The following is a 13,235-nucleotide window of genomic DNA, read 5'->3' on the forward strand; positions in this document are numbered from 1 at the left end:
ATCTAGTTAATTAAACCTAGTACCTGACAAGGATTGATATGGGCCAACTAAACTTTTCAAGCCGTTTTTTACGCACCTGTGCACTGGCGATTGCCTGCGCCAGCATCGCCGGAGGCGCGCAAGCCCAGACTCCCTCTGTCTGGCCAGACAAAGCCGTCACGTTTATCGTGCCCTTTCCCCCCGGCGGTCCTGTCGACACCACAGCCAGACTGACCACACAGGCCATGTCTAAAAACTGGTCAACCCCTGCTGTGATTGACAACAAAGCAGGTGCAGGCGGTATTGTGGGCGCGCAAGCGGCTGCCAAGTCCGCGCCTGACGGCAACCACTTCTTTTTTGCAGCGATTCATCACGCTGTTTTACCAAGCTTAAAAACCAAGCTACCCTACGATATCCAAAAAGATTTCGTGCCAGTCGGCATGGGTGCCCGCTACCCGATCGTGCTGGTCGTCCACCCTTCCTTGCCAGTCAAGTCGGTGCAAGAATTGATCGCCTATGCCAAAGCCAATCCAAACAAGCTTTCATATAGCTCGGCAGGAACAGGCGGTGGTACGCACTTGGCCGGCGAGTTGTTCACCAGTCTGACAGGGGTGAAAATGCAGCATATTCCCTACAAAGGTAGCTCACCCGCTATGCAGGACCTCGTGGGTGGACAGGTTCAGCTGATGTTTGCTGACGCCACTTCAGCCCTGCCGTTCATCAAGTCTGGACGTGTACGCGCTCTTGCAGTGGGTAATCCCGAGCCTTCGGTCTTTTTCCCTGATCTCCCCACCATCGCCTCTGCAGGTGTCAAAGACTATGAGGCTTATTCCTGGTCAGGTGTCGTCGCACCTAAAGGTACGCCACCCGAGGCTGTCAGACAAGCAAATGCTCAACTCAACAAAGTCCTGAGAGATCCTCAAGTCATCGAAATGATGAATAAAGCAGGTCAGGAGCCCGTTGCCATGACGCCTGAAGAGTTCGCCGCCTTCTTGAATAATGAAATCAAGAAATGGGGCAAAACAATTCAAGCAGCCGGGATTCAACCTGAGTGAGGGATCGAGCCAATCCTCACACGTCCGGGCTGATCGATTAACGCCGCGGCAATCGTTCTTCGATGTTCTGCGGCCGTACCGCCTCTCAGGCTCCACGAGCTGACACGGCGGTACCAAAGATTTAAATCAAAATCACGGATGAAACCCATCCCGCCATGGATCTGTTGGGCGGAGCGCACCACCATCATGCACTGCTCATTACCAAAAGATTTGGCTTGCGCAACATTGACTTGATAGGGAAGCTTCTCTTGCATCCTCCAAAGCGCTTCCCTGGAGAGCATGGTGGTGCCATCTATCGCATTCATCATATTTGCGCACATATGCTGAATAGCCTGAAAGGCGCCGATCGGCTGACCAAATGCCTCACGTTGTTTAGCATGTGCGACAGCCATATCGAGCGTTCGACGCGCTGCACCTGCAATCATTGAAGCATACAGGACCGAGGATAAATCCATCAATTCACGCGCGATCATGTTTCCAGACTGCGCATGACCGATCCGTGCGCTAAGCGGGACCCGTACATCCTGAAAGCTGATATTGGACTCACCATCCTTTGCCATCGACAAAAGTGCTTCACTGCTCAAGCCTTTGGCATCCGTTGGAACCAAGGCCACACCCAGCGAGCCTGACGCACCAGCCTCACGATAAATCACCATGCATAACTGCGACGCACGAAAGCTACCCACAAACGTTTTAGAACCGTTCAAGACCAACTCATTGCCCTCGATACGGCCCTGCAATGCGATCGCATCAGTCGACCAGCGTCCAGTTTGCTCAGCCACTGCATGGCTCATAATCAACTCGCCCGCGATGACCGACTGCAATAAAGCCACCTGCTCCTGGCTACCATATCGATCAATAATCAGAGCAGGGACCATCGTCGCATGCAAGGGGATCGGGGCGATGTGATAGCCAGCCACCTCAAACAGCAAACCGAGATACGGTAATGGCAGCTCCTCGCCGCCCGCTTTGTTGGACAGACATAGCTGCAACCAGCCATTCTCTGCAAACTTAGACCACAGCTCGGGGGAATACTGCAAGGGATCGGTTTCGACTTTGCGTACCAGCGCAGGTGTGCACTCCCCTTCTAGAAATTCGGCTGCCGCCTCGCGAATTTGTACTTCTTGATCATCAAGCAAAATATCCATTTTCTAATCACCTGTCTCTTTATGATTTCGCGGCGCGAGGCAAACCAAGTCCAACACGTGCAACCTGATCACGCATCACCTGCACACTGCCATGATTGATGGTTGACTGATAGGCACCTAGAATGTTGTGGGCAAAAATGCCTTTCTCGATCGCGGCAGGTGATCCCTGCATCAACTGCGCAAAGGGTCCCAGGATCTGACTGTACGCTTCGGTGGCGCGCACGCTATGTTCAGGAGCAAATACTTTTTCCGCCGAGCCTTCGTAGGTGAATTTTCCGCCACGCTGTTCAATACTGATACTGCGCATTGTCATCAGTCGGCACACCTCTGCCTCTGTCCACATCTCGGCGATCTTATCGCGCACTTGAGGATCCTCTCGCAGCATGTTTTGCAGCTCCCCGTCCGTATGCAACCAATTGACGATATCCTCGTCTCGCATCACAGAGATCAGATAGCGCCATGCTCCCACACGGTCCAAATTCAAACCACGTCTTGCGACTTCCCAGCCACCACCCTCCTCACCCAGGAGGCAGGATACAGGCACTTCCACATCATCGAAGAACACCTCGTTGGTACGCTCTTCGCCATAGGTTGTACCAAATGGTGCGGGCGGATCGTTTTGTACCGTCCAGAGCGGACGGACTGTCATCCCTGGCATGCCCATGGGCACGAGCAAAATGGACAGGCCACGATGGCGCACAGACTCAGGATCCGTGCGCACCATTAAATAAATATGGGTCGCGTTTTGAGCATTGGTTGTATAGATTTTTTGACCAGTGATAATGTATTTATCACCGACGCGCTTGGCGCGACAACGTATCCCCGCAAGATCGGTACCACAGCCTGGCTCACTATAGCCCTGACAAAAAATAATTTCGCGCTTAATTGAGCGGGGAACAAACTCAGCTTTCTGAGCTTCCGTGCCAAACATCAAGATGGATGGTGCTCCAGTGCCACCACCCAGTGTGATGCCGGTGTAGCGGTAAAACTCTTCTTCGATCACGAACTGCGCCGTGCGATCTCCGCCACCGCCGCCGAACTCCGTTGGCCAACTCCAAGCAAACCAACGCTTTGCATTCACTTTTTCAAAGAAATCGCGGATGGCTTCTCCCCACCCCTCTCCGCGCTTGCCCGCGGCATTCTCTGCACGCACCTTTTCAGTGAAATGTTCCACAAGAAATGCACGAACCTCCGCGCGCAGCTTTTCCTCTTCGGGGCTAAATGTGAAGTTCATTGAATACCATCTCCAATATTGTGTACATCAAGCAAGTTATAGTGAAAGGATACCTCTTGTGAAATGATTTTTTGAGAAGAAACCTAATTGTTCTGTCCGGATTGTGAAAGTCCTCGCCGTGACAGAGCTTAAAAAGCAAGCAAAAGATTGTTGCGTCGCACAACAATAAATAAAACGCAAAATTGAATAAAAGTTACCCGAATCAGTACGGCGCAAGGAATTTGTACTTAGAATCTATGCATAAAATTCAAAACATTTTTCTTAGGTGACAGGTAGAGGACGCATAATGTTTAAGCCACTCAGCTCTCAAACTTTTAAAGCACGATTATTTAAAGCGCTTTTGTTATGGGTTTGCTGCCTCTCAAGCCCGATCAGTTTCGCTCAACAGACACCGATCAAATTAATGGTGGGTTTTCCAGCTGGAGGCGGTACTGATGTGATCGCACGCGTGCTAGGCGAGCAACTTGCAAAAATACTTGGCACGCCAGTAATTGTGGAAAACAGAGCCGGTGCCGGAGGTCAGATCGCTGCTCAAGCGCTTAAATCTGCCCCAACGGATGGTTCCGTTCTTTTCCTTTCGCACGATCATACGATTTCAATTTTGCCCCTCATCAACAAGAATGTCGGGTTTAGTCCAGCAACTGATTTTGTGCCCGTCGCAGGTTTTGCAAGCTTTTCAAACGGCATCGCACTATCCGGTTATTTGACGCAACAATCACTTGAGCAATTTGCCCAGGCTGTTCGCAGTGAGAAACAAGGCAAAGCAGCAGTCGGTGTACCAGCACCTCAATCCGTTCCCGAGTTTCTTGTCAAAATTCTTGCTAAACAATACAAGCTCGACCTCATTGCAGTTCCCTACAAAGGAAGCGCGCCGATGATTGCCGACATGCTTGGCAAACAAATACCCGCCGGTGTGGCCTCCGTGCCAGACTTGATCGAGTTTCAAAAGTCAGGCAAGTTGCGTATGGTTGCAGTGATGGGTGCACAGCGCCAAGCCCTGCTCCCGGACACACCAACCTTTGCCGAGCTCGGTATAGCTGGTTTTGAAGACCTGCCCTATTACGGCATCTTTGCTCCAAAAGGGACACCTGCCTCGATTCTTGAGCGCTACAGCAGCGCCTTGAAGCAGGTCCTTGAAATCCCTCAAGTGCGTGAACGATTGACCGGATTGGGGCTAACCGTTGAATACATGACTGGACCGACACTTGCCCAACGCGAAAGCGCCTACTCAACAAACTGGTCGCGAATCATTGCACAGAGCGGTCTCTAAGCCGTTTGACAATCAAACGGCATGTATCTTTGATTGACTGATCTATTGATCCAGGGGGTTTCCCATTGCAGCATTTGCTTCTTGCGCTTTGGCTGGACCCCGCAAAAAGCGCGCCACACCGACAGCGATCAACGCGCCGATCAAAGAACCGCAAGGGTAGATCCAGTAGGTCGAGAAATCACCCCTTGCAAAGTCCGGACCAAAAGCTCTAGCCGGATTAAAGGCGGCGCCATCGAATGGCCCACCCATTGTGCCCATCGCCATCACGTAAGCACCAACGGCTAGCGGGACTGAAGGACCCAGCAACTTGGGTCCATCCGTCATTCCCAGAATCAGCAAGACCATACCAAAGGTCAAGATCGCCTCGAAAATCACGGCTTGAACGTGCATATCAGGTTGAGGCACCGTCGCAGCCAAATTTCCACCCGTACCAAACAGTGCGGCAGCCGTGACGGAACCCGCTGCAGCCGCAGTGAATTGCACCACCATGTAACAAAGCGCCATGGGAAAACCCATGTCGCCCCGTAGTGCAAAACCAAGTGTCATAGCAGGGTTGAAGTGAGAAGAAATATCACCCAAAAAATATACAGCAGCCGTCAGCCACAGCGCCGCAATGGCCGACAGGATGAAAGCGTACTGATACGGAGCCAAATCGCCACCGCCATAACCGGCGAGGATGGCTGCGCCACCCGACAACACAAAGGTCAATCCCGAAGTCCCGATAAACTCAGAGACTAGTCTCCTCGCACGATGGTCATTACTTTTCCAGTCCGCATAAAAACGACTGCCGACTTGCTGTTGTAAGGCTTTTTCACCCGTGAGACTAGTCTGAGTATTCGATTCCAAGATTCGTGTGACCAATTAAAAAGTTGTCTATGAAGCGATCCGTTCACGCATTCGATGCGCAGAGATTAAGCCTTTTTGGCCGGAATATCTGCAGAGCCGGGCTTGGTCATGTTGATCGGCACGACCACACGATCGTACAGCGCCTCGTCCACACCGCAAGCCAACGCCGCAGCCTTGAGCGTGGTGTTGTGATCAATCGCATAGTGCGCAATCGAGGATGCCTTGTCGTAGCCAATCACGGGGGACAGGGCTGTCACCATCATGACCGAATTGTCGATATTTGACTTGAGTTGCGCCTCGTTGACGACTGCACCTTCGATCATGAACTCACGGAAATGATCAGACATATCAGCCATAATCAAGGCGGAATGGAGGTAGTTGCTAATGATAATTGGACGGAACGCATTAAGCTCAAAATTACCCTCGGCACCACCCATCTGAACCGCCACATCAGAACCCATGATCTGTATACACACCATCAACATGGCTTCAGCTTGAGTTGGATTGACTTTGCCGGGCATGATCGAAGAGCCTGGCTCATTAGAGGGGAAAGTCATTTCCATCAGACCCGTGCGCGGGCCCGAACCCAACCAACGCATGTCATTGGCAATTTTGAATAGCGTGACCGCAGCGGCCTTGAGTGCGGCGTGCGCGCGCACCATACGATCCAAGGTGCCTTGAGCCGTAAACTTATTGTCCGCCGTCTTGATGGAAAAACCCGTCAACGCCGACAGCTCTGCAGCAACTGCATCACCGAAACCGACAGGCGAGTTCAATCCAGTTCCCACGGCAGTGCCGCCCATGGCAACCTGCAACAATCCCTGTGTGGCATACTCGACATCTGCAATCGCATCGTCGAGCGCGCCGACATAGCCTGACCATTCTTGACCAACTGTCAGAGGTGTCGCATCCTCCAAGTGGGTACGACCGATCTTGACGATGTTGGCCCACTGTTTAGATTTTGTATCGAGCGCATCGCGCAGACGCTTCAAAGCCGGGATGGTTTTTTCAGTCGCCATCTTGTAAGCGGCGATATGCATCGCGGTCGGAAACGTGTCGTTGCTCGACTGACCCATATTGACATGGTCGTTAGGGTGAATGGGCTCTTGAGAGCCTAGGGTGCCACCGACTAACTGAATGCAACGATTCGAGATCACCTCGTTGACGTTCATGTTGGACTGCGTGCCAGAACCAGTCTGCCATACATACAGAGGAAACTCGGCATCAAGCTTGCCACTTATCACTTCGTCGGCCACTTGTTGAATCAACTGGCCTTTCCAGGGTGGTAAACGTCCGGCCTTCGTGTTGACGATCGCAGCCGCTTTTTTAACAAAACCATAAGCGTGATAAACCTCTTTGGGCATTTTGTCATGACCAATATTGAAGTGAATCAAGCTGCGCTGAGTCTGCGCCCCCCAATAATGGTCTGCCGGTACCTGGACTTGTCCAATACTGTCGAATTCTTGACGCAAACCCGTTGCGGAGATTCCAATAGGCAAGTCGAGGATTTTTGGTGCGGAATCAGTGGTCATGAGCAAGTCCTAAGAGGAAACAAATAAAAACAAATTTGGCATCAAAATACCAAATGCAAAAGCAAATGAGAGGCTAAATCTCTAAATTTCAGGCATGACAACAGAATCAGATATGGTTGTCAATGAAAGCCTCTATCCTTTTTGGTGTACCTCAACTATCTGATGTCGCAACGGATACTAAGACTTAAAACAAGTGGGGTCAACGGGAGAGCGGCCTGATTTGAGCCAAGTAAGCGTCCAATATGAGCTAGACTAAAACCACAACAGCATACTCGCTCACACACACGCTTAGCGTGTAACTTTGCGCAACCAAGGATCGTCCGAATTGTGGATGGCAACTTCTTTCTCATTGCTTATCTTTGTTTTGTAGCCTGGTTTAATTGGCTACCTCTCAAAACGACACGTCCCTACAATCCGCCTTACTTCTGGCGCTGGACGCTATTGCTCACTTCAAGCGGTCCACTTTTGTCTGCGCTTATTATGATTGGTTTTCATTTATTAGCCACATCGGAAGAAGCCCACGGTTATTTCATATCAACCGGATTCCTGATGATCGTGGCACTACTGCCCTTTCAATTACTGACTGCCGCAACCGTCTACCTTTTCATCTGCAGCTCACTCAAAGACCGAACACCGCAGTTAAAAGACGAGTCAATTTCCAGTTAACTCACAAAACCGTGTCGCGATCACCCCACATTGAATACCGGTATGCAAACGAATCTGTTTGAAACATGCCGTTCAGGTTCGGCCATTCACGTGTTGTCCCGGGATGGGCGTGTCGATTATTACCCAGCCATTTTTGACCCTGACACCTGCGCAGCATTGGTCAACGCACTCACTCACTCGCTCGATTGGCAAGTCGATCAGATTTACATGTTTGGCAAGCTGATTACCACCAAGAGAAAAGTCGCCTGGGTCGCCGATGAGGGTTGCTCCTATACTTACTCAGGGGTTAAAAAAACTCCACAAGCTTGGACTCCTGAGCTGATCGATATCAAAAATCAACTAGAAGAAATCTCAAAATGGAAATTTAATTCTTGTCTGCTGAACCTCTATCACGATGGCAGCGAAGGGATGGGATGGCATAGCGATGATGAGCCAGAGCTAGAGCGCGCGGCCCCAATCGCTTCTTTGAGCCTTGGAGGTGAACGCAAATTTTCTTTTAAACATAAGGCTGACAGAGAGAGCGTGTCGCTCCCTCTTGAAAATGGCAGCGTCCTCATTATGCACGCCCCGACCCAAGAGCACTGGCACCATAGCTTGCTTAAAACCAAGCGACCAGTGGCCCCTCGCATCAACTTGACGTTCAGATCTACTCAATAAAATCCGACAGCCTGAACCCAGAGATCCGCCTCGTAATCTTTCCCAAAAGCAACAATCCCTATGGAACGAACGGAAGAAGCTTTGGGTATTTCCGCAAGAAAATTTCCAGACGCTTTAAACATAGACCAAGGCAGTTGGATTGTCTGCCACTCACCGGTCGTATCGAAACCAGCTTGATAATACTGCCAAGGTAAAAGAGTGCCTTTTGTGCGGAGATGCACGAAGTAACGCTCTCCATTGCCCTTGACCTTCACCCAGACACCACTGAGACTCTTATCTAATGGCTCCTGAAGATTCGTACGAAACTGAATAAAGCCACCGCGATTAGCTGTACTGACAGTCCCGGACAAATGCGCAACAGGACTTCCATCAATGGTTACAAAGTTCAGACGTCCTTGGGAAACGCCACCCATGACCTGATCTGTCAGGAACTCCCAACGCGCTTCAGGCTTGTTCGAAAAGTTATCCATCATCGGACGATCTCCAGCAAAAGACGATCCGGCCAAAACAAGCAGGACGATACTCATGATTATTTTCATCGAATCGATCCTACGGCTCACGCTCATTGAAGTTTCTGATATTGTCCGTTATTAATTTTTGTAAAAAATACCTTCCTTGTCGTGTCGCCGTTCTTGTCAAACACGATGCTTTGCTGGAGTCCGGGATATGGACCATTGCGAAGAGCGGACTCTTTAACTGACTCGCCTTTCTTCTGGTTTTTAAGCGCTTGAAGCACGACAATCGCAGCGTCATATGCAGATACTGAGCTATAACCTGGATATCTCTGGAAACGCTTGAAATACGCTTCGCTAAACTGTTTGAATCTCTCCGAGGTGTCATCACGGTCATAGTTCTGGACGATGATCAGACCTTCAACGACTTTGCCACCCAAATCAATCAATTGCTCTGTTGCCGCCCATTCAGACGCGATGATGGCTAACTCAGGCGCCTGTCGTCTCGCTTGCTGTGCCAGTCGAGCGACGTCTAGCGCACCGGAAATAAACAAGAGTCCTTGTGGTTTGGCTCCAAGCATACTCTCCATGACCCGATCAAAAGGCGTCGTACTGCCTGACTCATAGGGGATCGCTGAAACCACCTGACCACCCTGACTCTGCAAAGCGGTTCTGAACTCACTGAGCCATGACTCAGTAAAGTTTTTATTCCTCAGATCATACGCAACGGATATTTGTTTGGTACCCTGATTCACCAGAAATTTTGCATAATCAATGGCATTATCTCGGGTGGTTCGATTAATACGGAAAAGATTGTCATCTTGACCGTAAAAGTCCATGGAAGTAATCGTGGGACTGACTTCAAATATTCCGGCTTTACCTGCGATTGGAACAATAACTTCCGCCATTCCGCTTGTAAAAGGCCCGATAATCGCCTGAACTTTAGCTTGTACCAGCTCATTAGTCGAGGCTTCTGCTTTTGCCTTATTTTGTCCGTCATCCTTGGCGATTAGCTCAACCAATCGGCCTTTCACACCGCCTTCCCGGTTGAATTCTTCAACTGCGAGTGTGACACCATTGAGTCCCGCCTGACCATTATCTGAATTGGGGCCTGATAAACCACCGATAAAACCAACCAAAATAGGTTCTTGTTTTCCGCAACCGACAATAAAAGTCATCAGCATTAATGCGAGAAGGTACCGGGCTATTTTGATCATTTGAATCAATCACTTTTAAAATAAGATGCGTTTAAACATTTTATACACATTGCTGTAAGATGATCTGCGAACTGGAAATTAAATCCAATTTGCACCTTCGGACGATGAATAGGGAACTGCGTGAGCACATCCGAAAATAATGCAGACACCCTAGCCGCCGAACCAATTTATCGACGACTGAGGCACGCCTGGAACCACTCCTTAAGATTCAAGCTTTTATGGCTTGGTCTCATGCCTTTGCTAGTCGCCTTCCCCATCGTGCTGCTCTCCCTAGGCATATCAGGCAGCACTCAACTTAGCCAGTTAATTCAAAGCCAACTGAACAGCAATTTGTCAGGTGCGCAAAACTATTTACGCGTCGTGCAATCAGAACTCCAATCGCGCATCGCAGACCTTGTCCAGTCTGAACGTATCACTCAACTTGTACAAGAAAAAACATCCCGACAACTCATTGATCAGACGCTTGCCGGAACTTTAAGAGGTAGCGGCTTTGATTTCTTACTCATCGTAGACAAAGATGGCACCATTCTGGGCTCAAGCAGCCGGGTGGCCCAAGACGCTCGCGTCCCGGAGAGTTATGTCATCAAGCAAGCGCAAATTGGTGTTGCGAGCTCAGGTTTTGAACAATTCACTCCAGATCAGTTATTAGCTTTTTCCCCTGAAAGAGCTAAACAACTCAATGCAGCACCTGTCACACCCGCCACGCGCGCAACACTCATCAATGCTGCGGCACACTTTCCCTTGTCAGTGACTGAACAAGACGCTGTGCTTATCGGAGGACTATTCCTTAACAACAATACTGCGCTGATCGATCACATGCGAGAGATCATTTATCCCGCAGGTAAACTACCCGAACGCTCGGAAGGCTTTGTTGGAATATTCGTCGACAATCAGAGTGTCATTAACAGTCGCTTAAAAACGCTCGGCTCTCATTCAGCCATCCTCGACGCGAACCTATCTCCAGATATTCATGTCATCTTGGCGCCTAATAAATACGGCACACAAGAAATTGGCGGAGTTAAATTTGGATTAGCTGTGTCTCCTATTATGGATGGCGATGAAAAAACAATCGCCGCTCTCGCTGTAGGCTTTCCTCTCGCGCCCTATACCAATACGGCATGGTTGCTGTTAGGAATCGTGAGTGCCATGCTCGGCTTGATCATGCTGACTATCTCCTTGATTTATCTGCAAGCTGGTCGGGCAATCGTTATACAAATTAAAAAAATCACAGACATCATCACAGGATTCAGTCAAGGCAATCGGCTCGCACGCATTGAAAATATCGAGCGACGCGATGAGCTTGGAAATTTAGCCAAACACGTCAATAAACTCCTGAATACCATCTCCAGACAAGAACAAGAGCAAGCCGCCGCTCAACAATCAATATCGGACGAAGCCTCGCGACGTCGCGCTATTTTCAATAGTGTGACGGATGGGGTGATGATCCTGAGCGAACAAGGCGAAATACTTGAGGCAAATCCACAAATATTTTCTATGCTTGGCTACACATCTGATGAACTCAAACTATTAAAAATTTCTGACTGGGACCTGGGTTTTCAAACGATCGATTTTGTTAAAAAAATCAATCAAATGGTGCATGAAGGAGCAGTCTTTGAGTCGAACCATCGTCGAAAAGATGGCTCGTTATATACAGCGGAAATCTCAATCAGCCATGCAAAGTGGGCAGGGAAAAAATTCATACTGATGCTGATACGCGACATCACCTTGCGTAAACAGCAAGAAGATAGACTAATCATTTCAGCGAGCGTGTTTAATGCTGCTCTCGAAGCGATCGTCATCACAGACCCACGGGGCATCATCACGGATGTTAATCACGCCTACACAAGAATCATAGGCTTTGAAAAAAACGAAGTGATCGGATTAAATTACAAAATCGTGGGTTTTACAGATGTCGAGAGCCACATGTTCGATAATATTCTGTCGAGCGTAAACAATATCGGCTTCTGGGCGGGAGAAATTGAGCTCAAAAGAAAAAGCGGGGAACCGATTCCCGTACAACTCAAAGTCAGTGCCGTGCGCTCTGACGATGGCACGATCCAGCATCTCGTTGCGATGTTCTCCGACATCAGTCTTCAAAAGCAACAGCAAATCAGGCTCGAACAGCTTGCCTTGCATGATCCTCTAACGCAGCTCCCGAATAGACAAAAACTCAATGAACGCCTTGCCCTTGCTATGGCGACAAGCCAGCGCAGTGGCCAGTACGGCGCATTGATGATGCTCGATCTGGATAATTTCAAACCTCTTAACGACCAATATGGTCACGCGGCTGGCGATCAACTCCTGATTGATGTCGCGCAAAGGCTCACTGCCTCCGTGAGAGAAATTGACACAGTCGCCCGCCTAGGTGGAGACGAGTTCGTCATCTTATTGGAATCCTTGTCTGAGGATCCAACAAAAGCCCAACAATATGCATATCAGGTCGCTGAAAAAATAAGGATATCCGTTTCTCAACCCTATTTGATCAGGGATGGAGAGAAAGGCACCCATCTCGATGGTCACTCTCACATTTGTACAGCCAGTATTGGACTGACTTTGTTTTTAGGGAAAGAGCTTAATCAAATGAAAATTTTGAACAGAGCTGATGCTGCAATGTATGAAGCCAAAATTGCGGGTCGAAATAACATTCATGTTTGCAACGCTGTGTAGGAACATCATCTTTTATCACGACACACCCAGTCTGCCAGTATCACAGATATGAGGGTTCGTTATTTTTCAGATGGAAAAAGAGCTTGTGACAACAGAAACATCACAGCCGTGCTCCAACCAAACGAGAAAAATCCTGAAGCGGCCATGATCACGGTCATGAGCTGCCAATGAACAGGTAGCGGATCACTAACAAAACCGACTGTCGTGTAGGTGCTTCCAGCAAAGACCATCGCTTGGTGCATGTTGGGGATAATATCAAAAATATTGAGAGAAAGTCCCCACACGTAAATTTGTACCAAATGAGAAATCAGTAACAACAAGATTCCGGCGAAAAATACGATTTGTGCCAATATCCATCTGTCACTATTAATTAGATTTCGAACACCAAGCTTAAACTTGGTCGTGACAATCATAACGAACAATGTTTGCACAACCAAGCAAAGCAAAATCGTCACGCACCCTAAAATCAGGGCATCAAAATTAAAAACATAATTCATCGCAGTGTTGTTCAT

12 protein-coding genes are annotated in these 13,235 nt (G+C 49.1%); 5 read left to right on the forward strand and 7 right to left on the reverse strand.

The genetic code is table 11. The annotated features are described in order from the left end of the window. The first annotated feature begins 38 nt into the window (after nucleotides 1-38). Nucleotides 39-1,034 (forward strand): Bug family tripartite tricarboxylate transporter substrate binding protein, encoded by a 996-nt coding sequence (locus QWY27_RS05170; RefSeq protein ID WP_290195382.1) that lies wholly within the window; start codon nucleotides 39-41, stop codon nucleotides 1,032-1,034. Here QWY27_RS05170 and QWY27_RS05175 read toward each other — a convergent pair. Both QWY27_RS05175 and QWY27_RS05180 read right to left on the reverse strand, forming a co-directional pair. After that, on the reverse strand, nucleotides 1,022-2,182 hold the full coding sequence (locus QWY27_RS05175; protein ID WP_290195385.1) for an acyl-CoA dehydrogenase family protein: 1,161 nt from the start codon (nucleotides 2,180-2,182) through the stop codon (nucleotides 1,022-1,024). The two genes, QWY27_RS05170 and QWY27_RS05175, sit on opposite strands and share 13 nt — an antisense overlap. A 19-nt stretch (nucleotides 2,183-2,201) precedes the next feature. Then, on the reverse strand, nucleotides 2,202-3,416 hold the full coding sequence (locus QWY27_RS05180) for an acyl-CoA dehydrogenase family protein (protein WP_290195387.1): 1,215 nt from the start codon (nucleotides 3,414-3,416) through the stop codon (nucleotides 2,202-2,204). A gap of 286 nt (nucleotides 3,417-3,702) precedes the next feature. Between QWY27_RS05180 and QWY27_RS05185 the strand changes: the two genes are divergently transcribed. Beyond that, nucleotides 3,703-4,686, forward strand: coding sequence for a Bug family tripartite tricarboxylate transporter substrate binding protein (locus QWY27_RS05185; RefSeq protein ID WP_290195389.1), 984 nt, complete (start codon nucleotides 3,703-3,705; stop codon nucleotides 4,684-4,686). A 42-nt stretch (nucleotides 4,687-4,728) separates the two neighbouring features. Here QWY27_RS05185 and QWY27_RS05190 read toward each other — a convergent pair whose 3' ends face one another. Beyond that, nucleotides 4,729-5,532 carry an MIP/aquaporin family protein gene (locus QWY27_RS05190; RefSeq protein ID WP_290195391.1) on the reverse strand — a complete coding sequence of 268 codons (804 nt, stop codon included), beginning with the start codon at nucleotides 5,530-5,532 and terminating at the stop codon, nucleotides 4,729-4,731. Nucleotides 5,533-5,597: 65 nt separating this feature from the next. Further along, nucleotides 5,598-7,064: a class II fumarate hydratase gene (locus QWY27_RS05195; RefSeq protein WP_290195393.1), complete on the reverse strand. Its 1,467-nt coding sequence runs from the start codon at nucleotides 7,062-7,064 to the stop codon at nucleotides 5,598-5,600. Between the two features lie 327 nt (nucleotides 7,065-7,391). Here QWY27_RS05195 and QWY27_RS05200 point away from each other — a divergent pair, with 327 nt between their 5' ends. Together QWY27_RS05200 and QWY27_RS05205 are read left to right on the forward strand one after the other, a co-directional pair. Continuing rightward, nucleotides 7,392-7,730, forward strand: a complete 339-nt coding sequence (locus QWY27_RS05200) for a hypothetical protein (RefSeq protein ID WP_290195395.1) — start codon at nucleotides 7,392-7,394, stop codon at nucleotides 7,728-7,730. Nucleotides 7,731-7,772: 42 nt separating this feature from the next. Beyond that, on the forward strand, nucleotides 7,773-8,387 hold the full coding sequence (locus QWY27_RS05205; protein WP_290195397.1) for an alpha-ketoglutarate-dependent dioxygenase AlkB family protein: 615 nt from the start codon (nucleotides 7,773-7,775) through the stop codon (nucleotides 8,385-8,387). Here QWY27_RS05205 and QWY27_RS05210 read toward each other — a convergent pair. Both QWY27_RS05210 and QWY27_RS05215 read right to left on the reverse strand, forming a co-directional pair. Further along, entirely contained in the window at nucleotides 8,381-8,914 is a 534-nt protein-coding gene (locus QWY27_RS05210) for a CIA30 family protein (RefSeq protein WP_290195399.1), read from the reverse strand. The genes QWY27_RS05205 and QWY27_RS05210 overlap by 7 nt on opposite strands. Nucleotides 8,915-8,949: 35 nt before the next feature. Further along, nucleotides 8,950-10,017: an ABC transporter substrate-binding protein gene (locus QWY27_RS05215; RefSeq protein ID WP_290195401.1), complete on the reverse strand. Its 1,068-nt coding sequence runs from the start codon at nucleotides 10,015-10,017 to the stop codon at nucleotides 8,950-8,952. A 159-nt stretch (nucleotides 10,018-10,176) separates the two neighbouring features. On the opposite strand from QWY27_RS05215, the gene QWY27_RS05220 reads away from it, so the two are divergent. Continuing rightward, nucleotides 10,177-12,723 carry a diguanylate cyclase domain-containing protein gene (locus QWY27_RS05220; protein ID WP_290195403.1) on the forward strand — a complete coding sequence of 849 codons (2,547 nt, stop codon included), beginning with the start codon at nucleotides 10,177-10,179 and terminating at the stop codon, nucleotides 12,721-12,723. 59 nt (nucleotides 12,724-12,782) lie between these two features. Here the strand turns inward: QWY27_RS05220 and QWY27_RS05225 are convergent, their stop codons facing one another. Next, complete coding sequence (locus tag QWY27_RS05225; protein ID WP_290195405.1) at nucleotides 12,783-13,235, reverse strand: hypothetical protein; 453 nt, start codon at nucleotides 13,233-13,235, stop codon at nucleotides 12,783-12,785.

The sequence above is a fragment of the Zwartia vadi genome (assembly GCF_030410375.1).
Classification (GTDB): domain Bacteria; phylum Pseudomonadota; class Gammaproteobacteria; order Burkholderiales; family Burkholderiaceae_B; genus Zwartia; species Zwartia vadi.